Here is a 24,638-nt window from a genome sequence, read left to right as displayed (position 1 = left end):
GTGTCAAAAATGGGCCCAATCTGGGCAAGTGTGGTCGCAATGTGGCGAGAATGTGGCTGGACAGAAGGCAAAAGCTTCTCCTAGATTGAAAACACGCCATTTCTTTCGTGTTTTAAGTCTAAGGGTATTCTGATGCATAGTGGATACAAGCAGCTCGCAGCGATGCGCGAACTTCTTTACCAACTCGAGCAAGACATGGGTTTGGATGATATGTCCCAAAACGAGAAGGACATTCTCTACGCCTTTCACATGCTCGCCGAGTCCAAGGCCGAGTGCGATGTGCATTCGGAATCCATCCGGTCGCACAATACCGTACGCGCCATGAAGCATGCGACTTACCACCGTACGCTCAAGCGCCTTCTGGATCAGGGCTTTATCGAACACGCCCCCCAGCGCAAGACCGGTCTTTACCGTCTGGCCACTGCCCACTAACGGCGCACGGCCAGTCCTGCAGGGCGCATTTGGCCCAGAATGCAGATGCTATCAAGGTGCTCTCGTCTGCCAGAGAGCACCTTTTTTATTGCGATATGAGAGTTGGCGCGGGGATACCCGATTGCCATAATTGCAATGCAATTTGCGCTTACATGTTAGTGCGAGCCTATAATTGCAAAGCCCTCGAGCGCTGCAGAATGTGGTCGCTCTTCCCCATCTTCATAGAAATCTCGGATTGATCTTAGTGGGTCCAACCGCCCCGTGCGCAGGCTGATTCAACGCCGCCTCACAGCGGCGGTATGACCGCGCGCAGCACGGCACGCGCCTGCTGCCTCAACGGACTTGCAAGCACGGAATAGACGCCTCTCAGCCTGCTCAAACACCCCGGCGGTCAGCCAGAAATGCATACAAGAAACGCTTCCTGCGCCTCCGCGCGCTTCTCAGTGGCATGTGTCGCCACCGCGCTCGTCGAGGCCACCAACGATCCGGTATCGAAGCCGCCTCAAAACGACAACAAGCGCATGTTTCCACATGCGCTTGCCAAAATCTTGTGTCGTCCGAAGAGCGGAAATTAGCGCTTCGAGAACTGGAAGCTACGACGTGCCTTACGACGGCCGAACTTCTTACGTTCAACAACGCGGCTGTCGCGGGTCAGGAAGCCAGCGGCTTTCAGAGCGCCACGCAGCGAGGGATCGTACAGCTGCAGAGCTTTGGAGATGCCGTGCTTGACCGCACCAGCTTGACCCGACAGACCGCCGCCTTTGACGGTGGCGTAAACGTCAAACTGATCTTCAACGCCGGCAACCTCGAAAGGCTGGCGCAGGATCATCTGCAGAACGGGACGAGCGAAGTATACGTTCAGTTCGCGACCGTTGACGGTAACCTTACCGGAACCGGGCTTGATCCAAACACGGGCAACAGCGTCTTTACGCTTGCCGGTGGCGTAGGAACGACCCAGATCGTCACGGACGGGCTCACGGGGTGCGTCGATCTCGATTGCTGCGACGTCACCTGCAACGGCGCCGAGTTCTTCGAGCGAGTTGACTTGATCGGCCATTATTTCGCAGTCCTCGTGTTCTTGGAGTTCAGCACTTTGACGTCAACGACTTCAGGTGCCTGAGCTTCGTGGGGGTGTTCAGTACCCGCGTAAACGCGCAGGTTGGTCATCAGCTGGCGCGACAGACGGTTGCCGGGCAGCATACGCTGAACAGCTTTCTGAACCACACGCTCGGGGTGCGCGCCGTCCAGGATTTCCTGCTTGGTGCGCGACTTGATGCCGCCGGGGTGGCCAGTGTGCCAGTAGAAACGCTCTTCGCGCTTCTTGCCGGTCATCTGGATTTTCTCAGCATTGATGATGATGACGTTGTCACCGCAATCCATGTGAGGCGTGAAGGACGGCTTGTGCTTGCCGCGCAGACGCGTTGCGACGATCGACGCAAGACGGCCCAGAACGACGCCTTCAGCGTCGATCAGGATCCATTTCTTCTCGATGTCTGCAGGCTTTGCAGAGAAGGTTTTCATGGTCAGGATATCCTGGGTTTCATTCAATTAAGGTCGAGCCGAGTGTGGCCGCAGCCTCACCCGAATTCGGATTGGCGTCTTATACAGCCCTTCGAACCCCAGTCAAGCGCCCTTAGTCGACCAAAACCACGACAAAACAAAGACTTACAAAATAGGTATTAAAATACCCCACATTTTCACGCCATCCTCGGGCTTCTTTTGCGCCAAATACTCAAAATCCAATGTTCAGCCACTCGGCGGGATGGAATAGGTCATGCTCGCCCGTGCCACGGGCCGTGCATCTCCTTCGGAATAGATCAGAACGTCGCCCACCGCCAACACGCGCCCCAGCTTCAAAATGCGGCATTCCGCCACCAGATCGACACCCGCTACCGGTTTGCGCATGAAATCGATCGAGCAGTTGGTCGTCACCGCCAGGCCGACCGGCCCGATCACCGCCAGAACCGCTAGATAGATACCCACATCCGCCAGCGCGAACATGGTGGGTCCAGACACCGTGCCACCGGGCCGCAGATGCTCTTCTTTGACGTTCAAGCGCACCTTTAGAGTGCCCGCGCCGACCTCCAGAATGGTGAACATGTCGCCCACCTGCGGAAAGTCTCGCGCCAGAAAGGCCTCCAACTCGGCCACATCCATCTTCAGTTCCATATGCCCCTCCCGTCTTGCGCATCCCACAATGGCGCGCGAAACCCAAACAGCAAGCCCTGCCAGAAGTTACGTTCGGGCATTTTCCGATCCGCCTTTCCCCTTTCCAAATGCGCGCGAAAGCCCTAGATCGCGCGTCATGGACAAGACATTGCATATCATCGGCGGCGGAATGGCCGGCTCCGAGGCCGCCTGGCAGGCCGCGAACATGGGCGTTGACGTGGTCATCCACGAGATGCGCCCCAAGGTCGAAACCTTTGCCCACCAGACCGGCAATCTGGCCGAGATGGTGTGCTCGAACTCCTTCCGTTCAGACGATGACGAACAGAACGCCGTGGGCCTGCTGCATTGGGAAATGCGCGCGGCGAACGGGATCATCATGACCACCGCCGACAAGCACCGCATTCCTGCAGGTGGCGCACTGGCCGTGGACCGCGATCCCTTTGCCGAGACGGTCACGCAAACCCTGCGCGCCCTGCCCAATGTCAGCGTCTCCGAAGAAGAGATCACGGACCTCCCGACCGAGGGAAATTGGATCATCGCGACCGGGCCCCTGACCAGCACCGCGCTTGGGAAATCTATTCAGGACGCGACTGCGCAGGACCATCTGGCCTTCTTCGATGCGATCGCGCCCATCGTCTACGCGGACAGCATTGATATGTCCCAAGCGTGGATGCAGTCCCGCTATGACAAAGGCGAGACCGAAGAAGAGCGCACCGCCTACCTCAACTGCCCTATGAACAAAGAGCAGTACGAGGCCTTTATCGACGCCCTTCTGGCCGCCGACAAAACCGAATTTCACGAGGGCGAGACCGCAGGTTACTTCGACGGCTGCCTGCCGATCGAGGTGATGGCAGAACGCGGCCGCGAGACCCTGCGCCACGGCCCGATGAAGCCCGTCGGCTTGACCAACCCGCACAAGCCCGAGGAAAAAGCCTACGCCGTTGTCCAGCTGCGCCGCGACAATGCGTTGGGCACGCTCTTTAACATCGTCGGCTTCCAGACCAAGATGAAATACGGCGCGCAGACCGAGGTCTTCCGCATGATCCCCGGTTTGGAGAACGCCAGCTTTGCCCGCCTTGGCGGTATCCACCGGAACACCTTTATCAACTCGCCCACGCTGCTGGACAGCCGCCTGCGGATGAAGTCGCGCCCGAACGTCCGCTTCGCAGGCCAGATCACTGGCGTCGAAGGCTACGTTGAATCCGCAGCCATGGGCCTGCTGGCCGGCCGTTTCGCCGCCGCCGAGATCCTCGGTCATGACATCCCCGAAGTCCCGCTGGAAACCGCGATGGGTAGCCTCGTGAACCACATCACCGGCGGCGCGGATGCGAAAACCTTCCAGCCAATGAACGTGAACTTTGGCCTCTTCCAGCCTCTGGAAGACGTGCGCGGTGGCCGCAAGGGCCGCAAAGTCCGGTACAAAGGCTACACCGACCGCGCCAAAGAGATGTGGCAACAATGGCTTACCAGCCAAAGCTAATGCGAACACGATTTGCGCCGTCGCCCACAGGGCCCCTGCATCTGGGGCACGCCTTTTCGGCCCTGACGGCGGCGCATCTCGCTAGATCGATGGGCGGCGAATTCCTGCTGCGGATCGAAGACATCGACCAATCCCGCGCCCGCCCCGAATGGGAAGCGCAAATTTACGAGGACCTGACATGGCTCGGCCTCACATGGCCCACGCCCGTCTTGCGCCAGTCAGACCGCATGCCCGCCTACCGCGCCGCCCTGCAAACCCTGTGGGACATGGACCTGCTCTATCCCTGCACCTGCAAGCGCCGAGACATTGAGGCCGCGATGTCCGCCCCCCAAGAGGGCGTTCCCACCCACGGCCCCGACGGCCTGATCTATCCAGGCACCTGCCGCACCAAACCAAAACCGGATCAGATGCCCGATGGCGAAACCCTTCGCCTCGACATGGCCAAGGCCGTCGCGACCATCGGCACCGAAACTCTGACCTTCACCGAAATCGGCCCCGTCCACACGGGCACCCACATCGTTGATCCGAGCAAAGCCCATCAAACCCTCGGCGACATTGTCCTCGCCCGCCGCGACATGGGCACGTCCTATCATCTGTCAGTCGTCATCGACGACTCGGACCAAGGCATCACCCACATCACTCGGGGCGCTGACCTGTTTGAGGCCACCCAGATCCACGTGATCCTACAGGCCCTCTTGAACAAAACCGTCCCGGCCTACCACCACCACGACCTGATCCGCGACGACCAAGGCAAACGCCTTGCCAAACGCGATGACGCCCGTGCCATCGCCCTCTACCGCGCCGAAGGCAAAACACCCAAAGACGTCGCCGACCTCATCGGCACGCCTCTGCTTTCACCTTTGTAAAAATACTCCGGGGGTGAAGGTGCGGCGCCGCCGCACCAGAGGGGGCAGCGCCCCCTTAAACCATCGGTTCCATCAGCTCGACAGTCTCGCCCCCACGCACCGCTCTGTAGAAACAGCTGCGACGATTAGTGTGACACGCCGGCCCTTCCTGACGCACCATTACCAGAATGCAGTCCTGATCGCAGTCATACCGGAAATCGACCAACGTCTGCAGATGCCCACTGGTCTCGCCCTTGACCCAGAACGCCTGACGGGACCGCGACCAGTAGGTCACTTTGCCGGTCTCCAGTGTCTTGGCCACCGACTCCGCATTCATCCACGCCATCATCAGAACCTCATGGGTCTCGGCATCCTGTGCGATGGCGGGGATCAACCCCTTGTCGTCGTATTTCAAACTTGCCGGATCAAATGCCGCGGAGGTCATGTGGAAAATCCTTTTGCTTCGGTCGTGCAAGGCCTATCTATGCGGAACTAACCCCAAGAGAAAGCCTCGGAGGACGCATGTCGAACGAGAACGACCTGATGAAGCTCTATTCCCAGCGTATTCTCGCGCTGGCAGCCGAGATTCCCCATACAGGCCGGCTCGAAGCGCCTCAGGCCAGCGTCAAGAAACGCTCGCCGCTCTGCGGGTCCACCGTCACCGTGGATGTGGATGTCGAGGACGGTAAAGTCAGCCGCTACGCCGCAGACGTCAAAGCCTGCGCCTTGGGGCAAGCGTCGGCCAGTGTTGTCGGGTCTGCCGCGATTGGCCGGACGAGCGCTGAGATCAACAAAGCCCGTGACGAGTTGAAGGCGATGCTGCGCGATGGCGCCGATGCGCCCTCGGCACCGTTTGATGGGCTTGAGGCGCTGCTGCCTGCGCGGGAATACAAAAACCGCCATGCGTCCATTATGCTGACCTTGGACGCGCTGAGTGAAGCGGTGGCTGAGGCAGAGGCGGCGCAGACCGTCTAACTGTTTGGACAATCGGTGGAGGAGGAAAAAGGGGGCTGTCTGCCCCCTCTTGGTGCTTGCGCACTAATTCACCCCCGAGAGTATTTTTTCCAAAGTGAAAGCATGCGCGCCTTGGCCTACGTGCGCATAAAAAAACCGCCGCGCATCCTAGCAAGGATGGCGGCGGAGAGGACGGTTCATACCGGACTGAGGTTCAACCAGTAGGCGCTGGCAGAACAAGACGGGCAGTCAGGCCGCAAATTGGGACATGGCGGCAAGTCCGGTCGGCAGAGAACCGCGGGATGGGCAGTCAGAAGAACATCGGCAAGTGAAGCGCCCCGACCAGCATGACCATCAACGAGGCCGCACCGATCATATCGGGAATGAAAGTGTCTGCGTTACGCGCGAGGGTCAGTTTGATCTGGCGGGCCATTATGTACGCTCCGTTCGCTCAATGTTCCTGTTGCCTCTTTGTTCTCATAGCTTAACGATTCGGTAAAGAACTTTTTGAGAACAAACGCGAACATTTTAGAACACCGGGTGCGAGAAGCGCTTAACCCACTGAAATCAAACGGATCGCTTGATCCTGCTCCATGAGCCAAAGAAGCGTTCTAGCAGACTTACCACGCTCGGATGTCAGGTGCGGGTCCGTCGTCAGCAGCGCGCGAGCGTCGGTTTGGGCCGTCGCCATCAAGTCCGCCTGTCGCTCCATATCGGCGATCCGGAATCGTGGCAGGCCTGATTGCGCGGTCCCGATCAGGTCACCTGCCCCGCGCATTTGCAGATCTACCTCACTGATGCGAAAACCGTCCTCGGTATCGCGCAACGTGGTCAGGCGGCGCTGGCCGGTCTCGGACAACGGGGGTTGGTACATAAGCAGGCACGTCGAAGCCGCCGCGCCGCGCCCCACCCGTCCGCGCAACTGGTGAAGCTGCGCAAGGCCGAAAATCTCGGCCCGTTCGATGACCATGATCGAGGCATTGGGCACATTGACCCCCACCTCGATCACTGTGGTCGCGACCAGCACCTTGGTCTCGCCCGACTGGAACCGCGCCATCGCGGTGTCTTTTTGATCGGGGGGCATCTGGCCGTGGACCAGATCGACCACGCCTTCTCCGAGTGCTGCGCGCAGGCGTTCGAACCGCTCTTGGGCAGAGGTCAGGTCAGACACCTCGCTCTCTTCGACCAGCGGACAGACCCAATAGGCCTGACGCCCCTGCGCAATCGCGTGGCGCAGATGCTCTGTCACTTCGTCCATGCGCTCGTTCGAGATGAGCGCGGTTTTCACTGGTGTGCGTCCGGGCGGCTTTTCGTCGAGGATCGAGACATCCATATCCCCGAATTGGGTCAGCGCAAGGCTGCGCGGGATCGGTGTCGCGGTCATGACCAGTACATCGACCGCGCGCCCCTTGCGCCCCAGCTCCAGCCGCTGCGAAACGCCAAATCGATGCTGTTCGTCGATCACCGCAAGGCGCAAATCGTGGAATTCGACATCCTTTTGAAAGACCGCATGCGTGCCGACCAAAATGTGGATATTTCCCTTGGCCAACGCCTCCAGCTTGGCCTTGCGCTCTTTGCCCTTGTCGCGCCCCGTGAGGAGCTCGATCACCACGCCTGCGCTTTCGGCCAAGGGCTGCAGTCCCTCCATGTGCTGACGCGCGAGGATCTCGGTCGGGGCCATCATCACGCCCTGCCCGCCTGCCTCGACCGCGACCAGCAGTGACATCAGCGCGACCAAGGTTTTCCCGGCACCCACGTCGCCCTGCAGCAGCCGGTTCATCCGCACGGGCCGCGCCAGATCATCACTGATTTCGCGAATGGCCCGCTCTTGCGCGCCCGTGGGGCGATATGGCAGCGCCGCCAGCACCCGCCGTTGCAGCCGACCCGAGGCAACCGATGGCAAACCGGGCTTTTCGCGGCGCGACGCGCGGGCCAGCCCCAAGGTCAGCTGGTGCGCAAAGAATTCATCATAAGCGAGACGGGTGCGCGCTGGCGCCTCGGCTGCCAAATCCCCCCCGTTTCCGGGGGTATGGGCGGCGGTCAAAGCCTCGCGCCACGTGGGCCAGCCCTTTTGCTTCATCAAGGACGGGTCGATCCATTCAGGCAGATCCGGCGCCATGTCCAGCGCGCTGGCCACGCCCTTGATCACCTGTTTGGCCGTCACGCCAGAGGTCAGCGCATAGGTCGGTTCAAAGGGCGGGATTGACGCCTCTTCTTCCATCGGAACCACATGATCTGGGTGCGCGATCTGGGGGATGCCATCGAAAAATTCAACCTTGCCCGAGATGATCCGCTCTTCGCCCTCTGGCAGAATTTGCTGCAAGTAGCGGTCCCGCGCGTGGAAAAACACCAAGGGAAAACTGACCTGCGCATCCTCGACCATCACGCGGTACGGGCGGCCACGGCCCGTTGGCGGCGTATGGCGCAAGACGCGCGCCGCGACGGTGACAACTTCGCCCGTTGTTGCCCCTTGGACCGTCTCGCGCCGTGCACGGCTGATCCCGCTATAGGGCAAGTGGAAAAGCAGGTCCCGCGGACGGGTGATCCGCAGGTTTTCCATCGCTTCGGCGGTCTTTGGGCCGATCCCGTTTAGGGTTTCCAGCCCCCCAAACAGCGGGAACAGAATTTCGGGACGGCTCATGGATCAGGCCTGCCCGATCAGTTCGAGCCAGCCGTCCTCGTCCAAGGTCTCGATCCCCAGCTCTGCGGCCTTTTTCGCCTTGGAGCCCGCACCGGGACCGGCGACCAGAATGTCCGTCTTGGCACTGACCGAGCCAGACACCTTGGCCCCCAGCGCCTCGGCGCGGGCTTTAGCCTCGGCCCGTGTCATCTTTTCGAGGGTCCCCGTAAAGACCACGGTTTTACCGGCGACAGGGCTGCCATCGGTGGACGGCGCGGCCACATCTTGGACCTCGAGCTCTGCGATCAAACGATCAATGCTGGCGCGCTCGGCCTCTTGGGCAAAGGCGGTCACGATCGACCGCGCCAGTACCGTGCCCACGCCATCCACGGACAACAAGTCGGCCCACGCCTCGCTGCTTTCATCGTGGGCGGCGTCGAGCGCTGTGGTCAGCGCATCCCAGCTGCCATAGTGGCGGGCGAGCACCCGGCTGACCTGTTCGCCGACATGGCGAATGCCAAGCCCGAACAGTACACGATCCAGACCGATTTGCCGTCTTTCATCAATGGCATCAAAGAGTTTCTTCGCGCTTTTAGCACCCCAACCTTCGCGGTTCTTCAGTTGCTGCATACCGCTGCCGTACCGCTCGCGCAGTTTAAAGATGTCGGCGGGTTCTTTGATCCACTCGTCTTTGTAGAACTGCTCGACCTGCTTGGCGCCCATGCCATCGATGTCAAATGCTGCGCGGCTGACAAGATGCTTCAACTTCTCGACCGCCTGCGCGGGGCAGATCATTCCGCCAGAGCACCGGCGCACACTGTCGCCTTCTTCGCGGATCGCCTCTGATCCGCACTCTGGGCACACCGTCGGAAATTCATATTTTTCAGAGCCTTCGGGGCGCTTATTCAAGTCCACATCCGCAATCTTGGGGATCACGTCACCCGCGCGATACACCTGCACCCAATCGCCCACGCGAATGTCACGCCCTTCGCGGATCGGGTTGCCCGCGTTGTCGCGGCCTTCGATGTAGTCCTCGTTGTGCAGCGTTGCATTGGACACAACCACACCGCCAACCGTCACAGGGGTCAAACGCGCTACGGGGCTTAGCGCGCCCGTGCGGCCAACCTGAATGTCAATCGCCTCGAGCCGCGTCCACGCCAGTTCAGCGGGGAATTTATGGGCGATGGCCCAACGCGGCGTTGTGCTGCGGAAGCCCAGACGCTCTTGCAAGCCAAGGGTGTTCACCTTGTAGACCACGCCGTCGATGTCATAGCCCAAGGTTGCCCGCTTCTGTTCAATCATACCGTAATGGGCGATCATATCGTCCGGCCCGTTGCAAATCGCGGTCAGCGGATTGGTCTGAAATCCAAGATGTGCCAGCCGCTCAATCGCTCCCATCTGGGTGTCGGCCAAGGGCGCCGACAGTTCGCCCCACGCATAGGCAAAGAACCGCAGCGGGCGCGCTTCGGTAATTTTAGCATCAAGCTGACGCAGGGAGCCTGCAGCAGCGTTGCGCGGGTTGGCGAAAACTTTGCCACCGCGTTCTTGATGGCGGGTATTGAGGGCCTCGAAATCCTCGTGCGACATGTAGACTTCGCCGCGGACCTCCAGAACATCGGGCACGTCCGTCAGTGTTTGCGGGATGTCTTTGATGGTGCGGGCATTCGCCGTGACATCTTCGCCCTCGGCCCCATCGCCGCGCGTTGCGGCGTAGATCAATTTGCCCTTTTCATAGCGCAAGCTCAGGGAAAGGCCGTCAATCTTTGGCTCTGCTGTAAAGGCCAGATCACCCGCAGACATGCCAAGGTAGCGCGCGATGCCATCCACAAAATCCGTGACATCCTCATCATCGAACGCATTCGACAGCGACATCATCCGCACGCGGTGCTGAATTTTGCCAAAGCCCTCGACGGGCGCAGCACCGACTTGCTCTGACGGGCTGTCTTCGCGCTTCAGTTCGGGGAATCGCGACTCGATTGCCGCATTGCGCGCCTTCAGCGCATCGTATTCAGCGTCCGAAATCTCGGGCGCATCTTTTTGGTGATAGGCCGCATTAGCCGCGCCCAACAGGCCAGCCAGACGCCCCAGCTCTGCACGCGCTCCGGTTTCGTCCAATGCCTCGACCGGCGTGTCGTGAAAATCCTGGCTCATGAGGCACCCCAAACGCTATTCCGTGTGCCTGATGGTTTAGGACGGTGCGTGCCGGTCGTCCAGTCGCCTCAGCCGCCGACAGCGATCTGTTTGTTGGTCGCGCCTGCTGCATCCGAAGGATCGCGCATCACGTAGCCGCGCCCCCAAACGGTTTCGATATGAGTTTCACCGCCAGTCGCTTTTGCCAGCTTTTTCCGAAGCTTGCAGATAAAAACGTCGATGATCTTGAGTTCCGGTTCATCCATCCCGCCGTAAAGATGGTTCAGAAACATCTCTTTGGTCAGCGTGGTCCCTTTGCGCAGGCTCAGGAGTTCCAGCATCTGATATTCCTTGCCGGTCAGGTGTACGGGATCGCCTTCGATATCCACTGTCTTGGCATCAAGGTTCACACAAATGCGGCCTGTGCGGATCATAGACTGCGAATGCCCCTTGGACCGGCGAATGATCGCGTGAATGCGGGCGACCAATTCGTCACGGTGGAACGGCTTGGTCAGGTAATCGTCAGCGCCAAACCCGAACCCCTTGAGCTTGCTCTCGGTGTCATCTGCCCCCGACAGGATCAGCGCGGGCGTTTCAACCCGCGCCAAACGGACCTGGCGCAACACTTCATGACCGCTCATGTCCGGCAACGACAGATCCAAGAGGATCAAATCGTAGTCATAAAGCTTGGCCAGCTCGATCCCTTCTTCACCAAAGGCAGTCGAATACACATTCAGGTTAGCATGACCCAGCATCAACTCGATGCTCTTGGTTGTCGCCGGATCATCCTCAATCAGCAAAATACGCATTTATAAGATTCCCAAAACTCTTGAACCATCTTGCGTACAGACTGCCTAAAAAGGGTTAACTGCACGTTACCAATTAACCCAATCTTTCATTATCCTCTCTAGGTTGTCTATAATTTTGTATCTGTGTCGCCTTCAAAGCCCTTGATCCATAAGAGTTAAGTGCGGAATCCCAGCTATCGAGCTCTTCGTCCGAGAGGCCATACCTCTCTAAGGCAGATTTACGACTCAGCAATCCATGACGCACGGCCAGCACCACCGATTCCTTACGCGAGGCGACCCAGCGCAGGGTATTGGTCGGCGGCAGGTCCGCATGGCTGAGCACTCGACCATCGGGCAGCGCCACAGTGCGCACGCCCTCTACACGTTTTAGAAACATATCAGTCCCCTTTTTGCTTCCCACACAGGGAAAATCGGCCAAGGGACTTAACAGGACCTGAAACCGGCTCTTGAGAGTACTGAGGATTTTCATATATTCCGCAGGTTCCAAACCCGCAGGAGTATGCCCCATGGCGCTGGACAACGGCACCCCGCTCAATTCCCTTGGTTTCGCCAAGCCCCCGTCGGAGACCCGCGTGGTCGTCGCGATGTCCGGAGGCGTGGACAGCTCGGTCGTGGCCGCGCAGCTTGCCGAAGAAGGCTATGACGTGGTCGGCGTCACCTTGCAGCTGTACGATCACGGTGCAGCGCTGGCGAAAAAGGGCGCGTGCTGCGCGGGCATCGACATCCACGATGCGCGCCGCGTGGCCGAGAAGATGGGCTTCCCCCATTACGTTCTGGATTATGAGAACATTTTTAAGGATGCGGTGATCGACGAGTTCGCCGACAGCTATCTGGCTGGCGCGACCCCAGTGCCCTGCATCCGTTGCAACGAGCGTGTCAAATTCAAAGACCTGCTGGAAACCGCGCGGGATCTGGACGCAGACTGCATGGCGACCGGCCACTATATTCAACGCAAAGACGGTGCAAACGGCCCCGAGCTGCACTGCGCCGCCGATGCAAACCGCGACCAGAGCTATTTCCTGTTCTCGACCACGCCGGAACAGTTGTCCTATCTGCGCTTCCCCTTGGGGCATTTACCGTCCAAGGACGCGACGCGCGAGCTAGCCGCGAAATATGGATTAAGCGTGGCGGACAAGCCCGACAGTCAGGACATCTGCTTTGTCCCGAACGGCAACTACGCCAGCGTGATTGAAAAGCTGCGCCCCGGTGCGGCAGAGCCCGGCCAGATCGTCCATGCTGACGGCCGCGTTTTGGGCGAGCATAACGGCGTGATCCACTACACCATCGGCCAGCGCCGCGGCCTTGGGATCGGCGGACTGTCTGAACCGCTGTATGTGGTGAAGCTGGACGTGGACCAGAAGCAGGTCATCGTTGGTCCCAAAGAACTGCTGGCCACCCGCAAAGTTCCGGTGCGAGAGATCAATTGGCTTGGCGATGGTCCGTTCACCGACATGGCCGAGCGCGAAATCGCGGTCAAAGTCCGCAGCACCCGTCCGCCAGCGCCCGCAATCCTGCGCCCGATCAGCGACACCGAGGCAGAGGTTGAACTCCTGACCGCCGAAGAGGGCATCAGCCCCGGTCAGGCCTGTGTTTTCTACGACCCTGACAGCACCCGCATTCTGGGTGGTGGATGGATCTGGCGCGGATACTGATCCCTTGCTCCCATCGCGCGGCGCGGTACAGTCAGGCATGACACCCGCGCCCGCTATCCTCATTCTCGCTGCCGGAGCATCCTCGCGCATGCGCGGGGCAGATAAATTGCTAATGGATGTTGCCGGACGACCATGTCTGCGCGTTCTCACCGAGCGGGCCTTGGCGACCGGGGTGCCGGTCTACGTGGCACTGCCGCCCGACCGCCCCGCACGCACCGAGGCATTGCACGGACTCAAAGTCACGCAGGTGGTGATCCCCGACGCAGCAGACGGCATGAGCCATTCGATAAGGGGCGGCATCAGCGCCCTGCCCGATCACGTGACCGGAGCCTTGATCCTGCCCGCCGATATGCCCGACATACAGACCGCCGATCTGGTCCACTTTGCCGAATTGCACCGGACTGCACCGGACCTGATATGGCGCGCAACTGACGTCGAAGGCACCATGGGACACCCCGTCATTTTCCCGAGAGACCTGTTTCCTCCGCTATCAGAACTGACCGGAGACGACGGCGCCAAACCGGTGGTCAAACGTAATCTGGACCGACTAAAGACCGTGCCACTTGCAGGACGACGCGCGACATTGGATCTGGACACGCCCGAAGCGTGGGAGGCGTATTATTCCGGCGCTTTGCGCGGATCAAAGACCTCGGCCCCGCAGGACTGACGAGCCGCCTCGAACACCGGACCCCGCACGGGGTCACGGCCTGCCAGAGCCGCAAGCAAGTCTTCGCGGACCACATCCGGCAGTGCTCGGACAACGGTCGAGTCAGGACGATAGCTTTCGGTCCAAGCGCCATCCGCGAGCAGAATTTCGTGCCGCTCCATCAGAACATGCACAAACTCGACCTCGCGCTGAGGCGCCACAACGACCCCATCCCGACCAAGGAAGCACCGCGCAGGCACCAATAGCTCGACAGACGGCAAATTCGCCCGCACCAACTGCCGCGTGAGCAACAATTGATGGTCGGGAGAGACAAGAAGGTCACTTTGTGGAACGCCATCGCCAAACGCTCCGGCCTTGATCAGTACGGGCTGCAGACGGGCGCCGCCATTGGCATTGCTGAGCTTGTAGCGGCTCCGACCAACCCAGAGCACGGGGCAAAACCCGTTGTCTCTTGTCAGCAGCTGGTCGCCAGTACGCAATTCCTCGACCGCTCTTGGGCCTTGGCGTGTCGCAATATGTGTTCCGGGCGTAAAGCAAGGCACGCTAAATGGCGTCGCAAAAGAAGGATCGTTCGAGAAATCAGGAGCAACGACGGGACCGCTGGCCCTTTGCCAGCCCGATCGCATCTGCACCACTTTTCCACCCGATTGATCCATTGCCCTCACACACCCTCAACGAACACACACGCGTCCATAATCAAGATTTCTGACATCAAAATAGGGCACAAATGCGCCCTGTTGCAGGCGGTTATGTGAGTATTTCTTACTTAAAAAGTTAAAGGGCGGCACCCCACGGATACCGCCCTTCTTCAAAAGTATTGGTTTTGATAGCGCTTTAGTGCACCAGCAGCTTCGCTTCGTGCTTCTTCAGCGAGCGACGCGCCGCTTCGAAATTCTCCAGACCCTTCTGGTTCTTCAGCTCGGGGAACAGATCGTAGATTTCGTTCCGCTGCTCCTCGCCGATTCCCTTCAACGAGTAGTCACCGGGCTGGAAGCTTTCAGACCAGCATCCGTTCGACAGGACAACCTCGTGACGGTCGAACATGAAGTGGATGTAGGTGGTCGAGGGCACGTTCACTTCGTAGATGCCGCCCGTTCCCAGCAGGTGCTTGGCCGCCGCCAGAACTTCGGGCTCTTCGAAGTAGAGCGAAGTCTTCTCGTTCGCGATCAGCATCCGGTGGTTTGGGCTGACCATGATGTCGGTTTCCGGCAGGCCGTTACCCAGCGCGCCAGCCTTGATCATGATCGGACGCAGATGTGTCGAACGCTGCAGATCCAGAGAGGTCACGTTCTTTGCGCCAACCCAGCGGATGCGCTGGATGCCGTTGTCGCGGGTGATCACACGATCGCCAACCTGCAGCTCTTCGACCAGACGCTCGCCCATGGGGGTCGCAATGACGGTGCCGGGGGTGAAGCACGGGATGATGTTCTCGATCTCTTTGAAGTTTAGAGTACCGGTCACGTTTCCGAGGCTATCGAGGAAATTCACCTCACCGCTGGTCGAGTCGCCGTCTGCGTCGTTGCTGACTTCGTTAAATCGCCACTTACCCAGACCGGTCAGATCCAGAGTATCCCAGTCGTCGCCGCCGGTGCCACCGTCAACGGTGTCGCCTGCGCCCACGCCGGTGAAGGTATCACGGTCGTCGCCGCCTTCGGCATAGTCAGCGTGTGCATCGCCCGGCAGGCCGAGGATGATGGTGTCATCGCCCTTGCCACCGAACAGATCGTCTGCATCGATGCCACCGTCGATGGTGTCATCACCGTCGCCACCCAGAATGGTGTCCGCATCATCGGAACCAAAGACAAGGTCATTGCCCGCGCCCGCATCGACATAGTCGGTGCCGTTATTGGTGACGAGGTCTTCGCCATCGGGGATGTTCAGGTCGTCGGGCAGATCAGGCGCGAAGCCAGCGTACACGGTGTCGTTGCCATCACCCGCCAGAATGGTGTCGGCCCCTTCGCCGCCTACGATCAGGTCGTCGCCAGCGCCAGAGTCAACGTAGTCGTCGTCGATACCCGCCAGAATGGTGTCATTGCCGCTGCCCGAGTAGATGGTGTCGCGGTCGTCACCGGTCCAGACGTAGTTGTTGCCTTCGCCCGCATCGACAAAGTCACGGTCATTCTCGGGGTCGCTGTCCGCGTCGAACAGGCCGGGGTAGCCCAGGTCGGGCAGAGCTTCGGTGTCCTGCCAGCCAACCATGATCGAGTCGTTGCCCGTGCCACCCAGAACACTGTCCGAACCGTTGTACGCGTCGACGGTGTCGTCGCCGTCACCTGCGTCGATGGTGTCATCGCCCGAGCCACTGTCGATGTAGTCGTTGCCTGCGCCGCCCTCCATGGAGTCGTTGCCCGAACCACCGCGAACGAGGTCGTCGCCAGCGCCACCCAGAACGGTGTCATCGCCTGCACCGCCAGACACGCTGTCGTTGCCGTCGCCACCATCGACAAAGTCATTGCCGTCTTCGCCGCGCAGGGTGTCATTGCCACCTTCGCCGCGGATGGAGTCGTCGCCCGTTCCAGCGCGCACACTGTCGGCACCGTCGCCTGCGTAGATCGAGTCGTTCTCGGACCCGCCGGTGATGCTGTCATCGCCGCCTTCGCCAAAGATCAGGTCAGCACCCGCGCCGCCTTCGATGGTGTCGTCGCCGAGACCCGAATAAACCGTATCATTGCCGTCGCCCGCGTCGATCACGTCTGCGCCGTCAAGGATCACTTTGTCCGCGTCGTCGATCAGATCGTCGCCTGCGCCGCCTTCGATGGTGTCGTTGCCTGCACCGTAGAAGATGGTGTCGTTTCCGTCGCCGCCGATCACAGAGTCGTTGCCGTCGCCTGCATAGATCAGGTCGTCATCCGCGCCGCCGTCGATGGTGTCGTTACCACCTTCGCCGTACAGGGTGTCGTCGCCCGCTTCGCCGTGGATCTGGTCGTCGCCTGCGCCTTCGGTGACAATCGCCGAACCCACATCCGACGAAGTCTCGTAGTGTGCGTTGTCGAAAGATGCACCCGAAGTGCCCAGATCAACGGTGATCTTGACGTCGTTGAAGTCCTTGTCACCCAGATTGTACCAGTCTTCGAAACCAATTTTGACAGTGGTTTCATCAACTTGCTGGATGCCCTTGGTGTGGACTTTGCAATCGCTGTTCAGGTTGATGTTGTCGCCATAACCCGAGGACAGGAACTGGCCGTGCTCGTTTACGATACCCACACCGACAACTGCGCCTTGAGCCGCGTTGTACTCGTATGTGCTGCCAACGCCGTCACGCGCATCTGCCTCAAGCAGCTTCACGTTCGAGATTTCGCCCGTCTTAGGATCGATGGTGTAGGCGTAGATCTTGTTCGCGAACTCGGCCGACGCGCTGTCGATCTTGATGGTGACAGGCGAGGATTCTGCAGAGCCCTGCTTGCTGTCGCCATAAACGATGTCATTGCCTTCGCCAGCTTTGACAGTGTCATCGCCTGCGCCTGCCAGAACCACGTCGTCGTTCAGGTCGCTGTTTGCGAGGATCGCGTCCTCGTTGTCGATCATGTCGCCTTCGGGGTCGCCATCGTAATTGATGTCGATCAGGTCGTCGCCAGCAGTGCCTTCGACATAGCCGTCGCCCTGAGGCGCTGCGTTGTCAAAGATCGCGACGTAGTCGATCGCGCCCTTGAAGTAGTGCGAGTAGTCGCCGTCGTAGTCGCTGTCTTCGCGTGCGCCAACAGTCCAGCTTTCGCCATCGTTGTCACCGATCTCCATATCGAGACCTTTGACATCGTGTGTCAGAGTGGTTTCCGAGCTGTCGGTCAGGTTCTGAACAACAAAAGTACCGCCGGTGTTTTCGTCCCAGGAATACGAGACGTTCAGCGTGTCACCTTCTTTGAAGAAATGATCGTCAGTCTTCAGAAACGCTTTATTGCCGTCGTCGATGTGCTTGACGTACACCCGACCGTCCTTCGTGACGCCAATCTCGAAGTAACCCTCAGGTGTGTTAACCTCACCACCGTACGCGTCTTCGATTTCGCCGCGCGAAATGATGACGTCCTCGGAATATCCCACATGCTCTTTCTGGGTGAACTGGACCTCAATGGTGCCCTGACCCAGATCGAAGGGGTTATCGTTGCCTTCGATGGTCATGTAATCTTCGTGACCGTCGAGATGCAGCTGTCCGTCCTTGACGTTGGCATGTCCGAACAGTTTGCCGTTCTGGGCAACGCCGTCCTCGAGACCGGTGTCTGCGGTGCCGTTCAGGAAATCCCACAGGCCAATCAAGCCCTGCGAGTCGTCGGTGTAATTCATGGCGGTAGAGCCGTCATAGTCGGACGAGTGGCTTTTGTACCAGTCCATCCATGAGCTGTACTTATAAAACGTCATCTCTCTTACTCCTGTCCGGCGCAAAGGCCGTGGCGTCAACAAGAGCCCACAGAGGTTCGACAGAACCACAATGCCACTTCTGACTTAAAGGTGTAGGAGATCGTTCACAAACCAGACGGTTTATGGTGCCCATAGGTGGACGTCGCAGAACTCTTTACGCCTTCCACACTTGCCACGCAGGTTGCCCTGCGAGCCCGTGTTACTCAGTCAAAAGCGCCATCCCCCCAGATGGGCACTCCTTTGGGATACATCCCACCCACCCTTAAGACAAAGAGAAAATTCGAAATGGTTAGCGGGTTGACCCCTTTTTTCGGCCTTAAAGCCGCCTTTTTTTCGCCTTATTCACGAAATCGAGCCCCGTTTGTTTCGCAAAATGATCCAATGATGCACCTGCAGAAACCTCGATTAGCAGATTTTAGCTTTTATTTATTGGGTATTGCATCAATTCACGGAGTATCATCGAAACGTGAACGTTTCCCGTACAGAATGAATTTAGTTTTTTTGTGAAAACTTTATGCACAGGCGGTCACGCCCACTTTCGGCCACATTCGTTAGTATGGATATTTTGGCGCTTTGGCGGAATTTCATCCGCTATATCGGCAATCGACGCGCCGCCCGCTCCGAATCACACGCGGTTTCAAGCAGTTAAATCTCGAAAGTATGGGGTTTCAAAATGCAAGCCGCACTGCGGCACTGCAAATGCAGAACACAGCTGCAAGAGCGCGGGTGATCCCTGCAAACTCTGCGTCATCAATGTCATTGAGAAACTGTGGTGCCTAAGGTGGGACTCGAACCCACACGATGTTGCCATCGGGGGATTTTGAATCCCCTGCGTCTACCATTCCGCCACTCAGGCAGGCACTGTGTGGGACTGACTAGCCCAACCATTCGGCAGGGACAAGACCCAACCCGCATATCAGGTGATGAAAAACGCAGGACACGTCAGCATTATTGACCGCCGCCCCGCAGCATGGAATGTCTGACGCGATTTCAGCAGGAGTAAGACCGATTATACGTCGACTTTATGATTGGACGATGGGACTCGCCGACCATCCTCGCGCACTTTGGGCGCTGGCGATTGTCTCTTTCGTCGAAAGTTCGTTTTTCCCTATTCCCCCAGACGTCATCATGATCCCCATGATCCTTGCCCGCCCCAGCCGCGCCTGGCTGATCGCGGGCGTTGCACTGATCAGCTCGATCTTGGGCGGTCTGTTTGGCTATGCGATTGGGGCCTTCGCATTCGAAACCGTTGGCCAGCCCATTCTTGCGGCCCTTGGCAAAGCCGACGCGATGGAGGCGTTTAACGTCCGCTTCAATGACATGGGCTTCTGGGCCGTGCTGATCGCGGGCATGACCCCCTTCCCTTACAAGGTCATTACGATCATGTCCGGCTGGACCGGCATGCCGCTCGCGACCTTTATGGTCAGCTCTCTCTTGGCGCGCGGCATCCGCTTCTTCCTTGTCGCCGCGCTGCTCAAGCAATTCGGCGCACCAATCCGTGATTTCATCGAGAAGCGGCTCGGCATTATGTTCGCGCTGTTTCTTGCCGTGCTGATCGGCGGCTTCTACGTGGTAAAGTTCCTATGACTCAACGCTCTCTCATCGCTCTGGCAGCTTTCGGCTCGCTGGCCATTTTGCTCGGCGCTTTTGCCTTCCAGTATATCGGAGGCTACCCGCCCTGCGCCATGTGCCTGTGGCAGCGCTGGCCCCATGCGGCCGCGATTGCTATGGGCGTGGTGGGAGTGCTGTTTCCCGCGTCTTTCATCGCATGGCTCGGTGCATTGGCGGCGGCCATCACCAGCGGCCTCGGCGTCTATCACACAGGGGTCGAGCAGAAATGGTGGCAAGGGCCCACTAGCTGCACCGGCTCTGGCGATGCACTGTCTGGACTGACGGGTAATGACCTGCTCAGCCTTGATGGCCCGACCGGCGTCGTCATGTGCGACGAGATCGTCTGGGATCTGTTCGGCATTTCCATGGCTGGCTACAACGCCATCTTCTCGGCGCTGTTCGTCCTGATCTGGATCGCTGCTGCGCGCAGCAAATACTGACACTCACTATATAGAGACAACAGAGGCGGCCCACCCAAGGCCGCCTTTGGCATGTTCAGTGGATGCGGAATTCGCCCACGATCTGCTGCCAGTCCGTCGGGCTCAGCAATTTTCGGTGGGCAAAGCGGACGGTGTGTAGCTTGCCCTCAATCTCGCGCTCCCAGAATTCGATGAACTCGAACATCTTGGGATAGTCGGGGGCCAAGTCATACTCCTGCCAGACAAATGTGTTCAGCACGGACGTGTAATCAGGCATACGGTAAATCATCTCGGCGGTGGTCAGCCCGTAGCCCTTTAACAGCAGTTCTGTTTCGCTCTTTTCCATCTGCGGTTCTCCTGTTCTCTCTGCTCTGATTCAAATTACAGGCCAACCGGATTTTTCTGGCAAGAAAAACAGTGTGTTAGCAGCCACCCCCTTGGGCTGCCAGCGCAGGTGTCCACTGGCATTGCGCACCATATGCTGGCTCTGCTATAACCCTTTCAACAATATATAGAACCAACGGCTGGGACAGGCGACACAGTGACCGATACTCCGGAAACCCCTGAAAACGCAGAAGAAAATCCGAAGCCGCGCGCGATCCATCACGGACCCACGATTTCGATCGCGGACGAGATGAAGACATCCTATCTGGATTACGCGATGTCGGTGATCGTCAGCCGCGCCATTCCCGATCTTCGCGATGGCTTAAAACCTGTGCACCGACGCATCCTCTATGCGATGCACGAGACCGGCAATTCGCACGACAAGCCCTACCGCAAGTCCGCGCGTCCTGTCGGCGACGTCATGGGTAAATACCACCCCCACGGCGACAGCGCGATCTATGACGCGCTGGTCCGTATGGCGCAGGACTTCTCGATGTCGCTGCCGCTTCTGGACGGTCAGGGCAACTTTGGCTCCATGGACGGCGATAACGCTGCGGCCATGCGCTACACCGAAGTTCGCATGGACAAGCCCGCCTCTGCGCTGCTGGCCGACATCGACAAAGACACCGTCGATTTCCAAGACAACTATGATGGCAAGGACCGTGAACCCACAGTTCTGCCCGCCCGCTTCCCCAACATGCTGGTCAACGGCGCTGGTGGTATTGCGGTGGGTATGGCCACCAATATTCCGCCCCACAACCTGGGCGAAGTGGTTGATGCAACCCTCGCTCTGATCGAGGATCCGGACCTGACCAGCGAACAGCTGATCCAGTATGTGCCCGGCCCCGACTTCCCGACGGGCGGCATTCTGCTGGGCCGTTCGGGTGCGCGCAAAGCCTATCTCGAGGGGCGCGGCAGCGTCATCATCCGCTCGAAAACTCACGTGGAAGAGATCCGCAAGGACCGCTACGCCATCGTCTGCACCGAGATTCCCTATCAGGTGAACAAGGCTTCGATGATCGAAAAGATCGCCGAAGCCGCCCGCGACAAGCGGATCGAAGGCATTGCCCACGTACAGGATGAATCGGACCGTAACGGCGTGCGCGTTGTGGTGGAACTGAAGCGTGACGCGACCCCCGAGGTCGTGCTGAACCAGTTGTTCCGCTTTACCCCGATGCAGACTTCGTTCGGCTGCAACATGCTGGCCCTGAACGGCGGCCGCCCCGAGCAGCTGACCCTACGCCGGTTCCTGACCTGCTTTATCGACTTCCGCGAAGATGTCGTGGTGCGCCGCACCGCCTACCTGCTCCGCAAGGCTCGTGATCGCGCACACATTCTGTGTGGCTTGGCCGTGGCTGTCACCAACGTGGACGAAGTGGTCGCGACCATTCGCTCGTCCGCTGACGCCGCCGAAGCCCGCGAAAAGCTGATGACCCGCCGCTGGCCCGCGCAATCCATCGCGGAATACATCAAGCTGGTGGACGACCCGACCCACACCATCAACGAAGACGGCACATATAACCTGTCCGAAGCACAGGCCCGTGCCATCCTCGAACTGCGTCTGCAGCGCCTGACCCAGCTGGGCGTTCAGGAAGTCACCGACGAGCTGCAAGAACTGGCCAAATCGATCCGCGAATATCTGGAAATTCTGGGCTCGCGCGAACGGATCATGGGCATCATCGCTGATGAGCTGCACGAGGTTCGCGAACAGTTCGCCGTCAACCGCCGCACCGAGATCGTGGATTGGTCCGGTGACATGGAAGACGAAGACCTGATCGAACGCGAAGACATGGTCGTGACCGTGACCCAGTCCGGTTACATCAAGCGCACCGCGCTGGCTGACTTCCGCGCGCAAAAGCGTGGCGGCAAAGGTCTGTCGGGCATGGCGACCAAGGATGATGACGTCGTCACCACCCTGTTCGTGGCCAACACCCACACGCAACTCTTGTTCTTCACCACCGATGGCATGGCCTACAAGCTGAAGTGCTGGCGCCTGCCCCTTGGTGGTCGGACCGCCAAAGGCAAAGCAATCGTCAACATTCTGCCCATCCCCGTCGGTGTTTCGATCGCAGCGATCATGCCCGTCGACCGCCCCGAGGATGATTGGGACGACCTGCAGATCGTCTTCGCAACGTCCAAGGGCTCTGTCCGTCGCAACCGTCTGTCCGACTTCACCAACGTGAAGGCGAACGGCAAGATCGCGATGAAGTTCGAAGGCGAAGACGAAAACACCCGCCTGATCAACGCGCGCATCTGTTCTGAAGATGACGACGTGATGTTGGTCACGAACTCGGGCCGTGCGATCCGCTTCCCCGTCCCCGAAGTGCGTGTCTTTAACTCGCGCGCCTCGACCGGTGTGCGCGGTGTGAAACTGTCGGGCGATGACGAGGTCGTGTCGATGTCGATCATCCGTCACTTCGAAGCCGAGTCCGACGAGCGTGCAAGCTATCTGAAGATGCGCCGCCTGATGGCCGGTGTGACCGAAGACGACGCGAGCGAAGAAGAAGGCAATGCGGACACCCCGCTGCCGCAGGAACGCTATGCAGAAATGTCGGCCGCCGAAAACCTGATCCTGACCATCACGGCCAATGGCGTCGGCAAACTATCGTCGAGCCACGACTACCCGATCCGGGGTCGCGGCGGCCTTGGCGTCACCGCGTGGGAGAAATCCATGCGCGGCGGTGAAATCGTGGCCTCGTTCCCTGTCGAGGGTGACGATCAGATCATGCTGGCAACGTCCAAAGGCCAGTCCATCCGCGTCCCTGTCGATGGCATTTCTTTCCGCTCGCGTAGCGCAGGCGGGGTCCGTGTGTTCAACACGTCAAACGGGGAACACGTGGTGTCGGTGGCACGGATTGCCGACCAAACAGACGAGGTCGAAGATGACGGCGGCGCAGAGGCCCCGGCGTCGGAGGAATAACGCCGACCTATACGAATAGAACGGAAAAAAATTTACCGGGCGTGAACCTTTGTTTGCGCCCGACACGTTTAATAAATAGCGTACATGTAAATTTCTACCTTAGAGGGTTTATGCCGAGCTTTAAGAATTGGGACGATCTTCGCTATCTGATCGCCTTTTACCGCACAGGGAACATGGCAGCTGCCGCGCAGCGTCTGGACTCCAACCCCGCCACGGTGTCCCGCCGTATGGCGCGTTTGGGCGAAGCTTTGGGCTATCCGCCCTTTGAAAAGCGTCCTGAAGGTTGGGTTCTGAACCCGCGCCTCGAGAACATCGTCAATCAAGCGATGGAGTTTGACGGCGCGCTCATCTCTGCGATCCGCCGCGAAACCGAAGAAGCCTCTGGCGATCTGGCCGGTGACCTACGGATTTGCGTGCCCTTCATGGTCGGCACGTACATGATCTATCCGCGCTTGTCGGAATTCATGACCACCTACCCCAAGATCCGCATTTCGTTCAATCTGGACTCGATGCAAGAGAACTTGAACGACAACGACATCCTGATCACACCGGCGCGCCCCGAACATGGCCGTCTGATCTCGTCTCAGTGCGGTGTTATGCGGTTCAAGCTGTACAAGCATCGCGACAACACCTCTGACACCAAGGACTGGGCCGGTCTTCCGCTGGAAACAGACAAGTACTCTGCCATGAGTGTGGCCAAAGAATACTTCGGCTGCGAGCCCATGATCCGCGTCGATAACTTCGAGTCGATCCACAGTGTCTGCGCAGAAACCGGCTTGTCTGCCGTGCTGCCCACATTTGTTGGCGACCAAGATCCGACGTTTGAGGCGATCGAAGACGCGCCAGCGATCGACGATGTGCCCCTGTACCTATGCTACCACGAGACCCGTCGCAGCGACCCTGTCCTTAAGGCAGCGCGCGAATGGCTCAAGGAACGGACAACAGAGTTTCTGCGCAGCTAACGCTGCATCACAGACCGAAAATCACAAGAAACAAAAACCCGCCGGCTCCGGCGGGTTTTTTTGTTGCGCAGATGGCATCTCTTGTGACGCAAAAGAAATCTACAGCACAGGATGACCGTCGCAATCTGAATGTTGATTCGCAGATTTGGACGTAGTCGCAACCAATACCTTGGTGCTGTACCTACCCTCCCACCATGATCAACCGACCTCCTCGACGGGGTGCGAGACCAATCC

General features: G+C 59.1%; 22 protein-coding genes and 1 tRNA gene. 10 read left to right on the top strand and 13 right to left on the bottom strand.

Translation table 11 applies throughout. The annotated features are described in order from the left end of the window. The first annotated feature begins 132 nt into the window (after positions 1-132). Positions 133-432, top strand: a complete 300-nt coding sequence (locus N4A58_RS03040; RefSeq protein WP_072706524.1) for a hypothetical protein — start codon at positions 133-135, stop codon at positions 430-432. A 571-nt stretch (positions 433-1,003) separates the two neighbouring features. Here N4A58_RS03040 and rpsI read toward each other — a convergent pair. The 3 genes from rpsI to N4A58_RS03025 all read right to left on the bottom strand — a co-directional run bounded on the left by rpsI (position 1,004) and on the right by N4A58_RS03025 (position 2,601). Beyond that, positions 1,004-1,489, bottom strand: coding sequence for a 30S ribosomal protein S9 (gene rpsI / locus N4A58_RS03035; protein WP_293707718.1), 486 nt, complete (start codon positions 1,487-1,489; stop codon positions 1,004-1,006). Continuing rightward, complete coding sequence (rplM, locus tag N4A58_RS03030; protein WP_293707716.1) at positions 1,489-1,953, bottom strand: 50S ribosomal protein L13; 465 nt, start codon at positions 1,951-1,953, stop codon at positions 1,489-1,491. Before rplM ends, rpsI begins: the two co-directional genes overlap by 1 nt. A gap of 225 nt (positions 1,954-2,178) precedes the next feature. Further along, entirely contained in the window at positions 2,179-2,601 is a 423-nt protein-coding gene (locus N4A58_RS03025; RefSeq protein ID WP_072706528.1) for a PaaI family thioesterase, read from the bottom strand. Positions 2,602-2,737: 136 nt separating this feature from the next. Between N4A58_RS03025 and trmFO the strand changes: the two genes are divergently transcribed. Together trmFO and gluQRS are read left to right on the top strand one after the other, a co-directional pair. Continuing rightward, positions 2,738-4,081: a methylenetetrahydrofolate--tRNA-(uracil(54)-C(5))-methyltransferase (FADH(2)-oxidizing) TrmFO gene (trmFO, locus tag N4A58_RS03020; RefSeq protein WP_293707712.1), complete on the top strand. Its 1,344-nt coding sequence runs from the start codon at positions 2,738-2,740 to the stop codon at positions 4,079-4,081. Next, entirely contained in the window at positions 4,081-4,947 is an 867-nt protein-coding gene (gluQRS, locus tag N4A58_RS03015) for a tRNA glutamyl-Q(34) synthetase GluQRS (RefSeq protein ID WP_293707710.1), read from the top strand. The genes trmFO and gluQRS overlap by 1 nt, the downstream gene beginning before the upstream one ends. A 55-nt stretch (positions 4,948-5,002) precedes the next feature. Here gluQRS and hisI read toward each other — a convergent pair whose 3' ends face one another. Beyond that, a complete protein-coding gene (gene hisI / locus N4A58_RS03010; RefSeq protein WP_293707708.1) occupies positions 5,003-5,371 on the bottom strand; it encodes a phosphoribosyl-AMP cyclohydrolase in 369 nt (122 codons plus the stop codon). Between the two features lie 77 nt (positions 5,372-5,448). Between hisI and N4A58_RS03005 the strand changes: the two genes are divergently transcribed. After that, on the top strand, positions 5,449-5,901 hold the full coding sequence (locus tag N4A58_RS03005) for an iron-sulfur cluster assembly scaffold protein (protein ID WP_293707705.1): 453 nt from the start codon (positions 5,449-5,451) through the stop codon (positions 5,899-5,901). 289 nt (positions 5,902-6,190) lie between these two features. Here N4A58_RS03005 and N4A58_RS03000 read toward each other — a convergent pair whose 3' ends face one another. The 5 genes from N4A58_RS03000 to N4A58_RS02980 form a co-directional block, all read right to left on the bottom strand. Then, positions 6,191-6,313, bottom strand: a complete 123-nt coding sequence (locus tag N4A58_RS03000; protein ID WP_276326945.1) for a hypothetical protein — start codon at positions 6,311-6,313, stop codon at positions 6,191-6,193. A 120-nt stretch (positions 6,314-6,433) separates the two neighbouring features. Next, the gene (recG, locus tag N4A58_RS02995) at positions 6,434-8,521 is read right to left on the bottom strand and encodes an ATP-dependent DNA helicase RecG (RefSeq protein WP_293707697.1); all 2,088 of its coding nucleotides are present in this window, start codon (positions 8,519-8,521) and stop codon (positions 6,434-6,436) included. Between the two features lie 3 nt (positions 8,522-8,524). Continuing rightward, positions 8,525-10,651 (bottom strand): NAD-dependent DNA ligase LigA, encoded by a 2,127-nt coding sequence (gene ligA, locus N4A58_RS02990; protein ID WP_293707695.1) that lies wholly within the window; start codon positions 10,649-10,651, stop codon positions 8,525-8,527. A 68-nt stretch (positions 10,652-10,719) separates the two neighbouring features. Further along, positions 10,720-11,439 (bottom strand): response regulator transcription factor CtrA, encoded by a 720-nt coding sequence (ctrA, locus tag N4A58_RS02985; RefSeq protein ID WP_072706535.1) that lies wholly within the window; start codon positions 11,437-11,439, stop codon positions 10,720-10,722. A 73-nt stretch (positions 11,440-11,512) separates the two neighbouring features. Next, on the bottom strand, positions 11,513-11,815 hold the full coding sequence (locus N4A58_RS02980; protein WP_293707693.1) for a DUF1153 domain-containing protein: 303 nt from the start codon (positions 11,813-11,815) through the stop codon (positions 11,513-11,515). Between the two features lie 130 nt (positions 11,816-11,945). Between N4A58_RS02980 and mnmA the strand changes: the two genes are divergently transcribed. Together mnmA and N4A58_RS02970 are read left to right on the top strand one after the other, a co-directional pair. After that, a complete protein-coding gene (gene mnmA, locus N4A58_RS02975; protein WP_293707691.1) occupies positions 11,946-13,091 on the top strand; it encodes a tRNA 2-thiouridine(34) synthase MnmA in 1,146 nt (381 codons plus the stop codon). Between the two features lie 37 nt (positions 13,092-13,128). Then, the gene (locus N4A58_RS02970) at positions 13,129-13,758 is read left to right on the top strand and encodes a nucleotidyltransferase family protein (protein WP_293707688.1); all 630 of its coding nucleotides are present in this window, start codon (positions 13,129-13,131) and stop codon (positions 13,756-13,758) included. On the opposite strand, the gene N4A58_RS02965 is transcribed toward N4A58_RS02970, so the two are convergent. The 3 genes from N4A58_RS02965 to N4A58_RS02955 all read right to left on the bottom strand — a co-directional run bounded on the left by N4A58_RS02965 (position 13,710) and on the right by N4A58_RS02955 (position 18,964). Further along, positions 13,710-14,384: a Hint domain-containing protein gene (locus N4A58_RS02965; protein WP_293707911.1), complete on the bottom strand. Its 675-nt coding sequence runs from the start codon at positions 14,382-14,384 to the stop codon at positions 13,710-13,712. The two genes, N4A58_RS02970 and N4A58_RS02965, sit on opposite strands and share 49 nt — an antisense overlap. Positions 14,385-14,592: 208 nt before the next feature. Beyond that, on the bottom strand, positions 14,593-18,108 hold the full coding sequence (locus N4A58_RS02960; RefSeq protein ID WP_293707685.1) for a Hint domain-containing protein: 3,516 nt from the start codon (positions 18,106-18,108) through the stop codon (positions 14,593-14,595). A 770-nt stretch (positions 18,109-18,878) separates the two neighbouring features. Next, positions 18,879-18,964 (bottom strand) — tRNA-Leu (locus N4A58_RS02955). A 152-nt stretch (positions 18,965-19,116) separates the two neighbouring features. Between N4A58_RS02955 and N4A58_RS02950 the strand changes: the two genes are divergently transcribed. Together N4A58_RS02950 and N4A58_RS02945 are read left to right on the top strand one after the other, a co-directional pair. Next, positions 19,117-19,695, top strand: coding sequence for a YqaA family protein (locus N4A58_RS02950; RefSeq protein ID WP_072706709.1), 579 nt, complete (start codon positions 19,117-19,119; stop codon positions 19,693-19,695). Next, positions 19,692-20,159, top strand: a complete 468-nt coding sequence (locus N4A58_RS02945; RefSeq protein WP_293707683.1) for a disulfide bond formation protein B — start codon at positions 19,692-19,694, stop codon at positions 20,157-20,159. The genes N4A58_RS02950 and N4A58_RS02945 overlap by 4 nt, the downstream gene beginning before the upstream one ends. 55 nt (positions 20,160-20,214) lie before the next feature. Here the strand turns inward: N4A58_RS02945 and N4A58_RS02940 are convergent, their stop codons facing one another. Next, entirely contained in the window at positions 20,215-20,484 is a 270-nt protein-coding gene (locus N4A58_RS02940) for an usg protein (RefSeq protein WP_072706540.1), read from the bottom strand. 195 nt (positions 20,485-20,679) lie between these two features. Between N4A58_RS02940 and gyrA the strand changes: the two genes are divergently transcribed. Continuing rightward, a complete protein-coding gene (gyrA, locus tag N4A58_RS02935) occupies positions 20,680-23,442 on the top strand; it encodes a DNA gyrase subunit A (protein WP_293707679.1) in 2,763 nt (920 codons plus the stop codon). A 110-nt stretch (positions 23,443-23,552) separates the two neighbouring features. Continuing rightward, complete coding sequence (locus N4A58_RS02930; protein ID WP_293707677.1) at positions 23,553-24,404, top strand: LysR family transcriptional regulator; 852 nt, start codon at positions 23,553-23,555, stop codon at positions 24,402-24,404. The last annotated feature ends 234 nt before the right edge of the window (positions 24,405-24,638 follow it).

Origin of the sequence: Donghicola sp. (genome assembly GCF_025210255.1) — a bacterium.
GTDB lineage: Bacteria > Pseudomonadota > Alphaproteobacteria > Rhodobacterales > Rhodobacteraceae > Donghicola > Donghicola eburneus.
The sequence above is the reverse complement of the archived record's forward strand: the minus strand, read 5'-3'. Positions and strand labels throughout refer to the sequence as shown.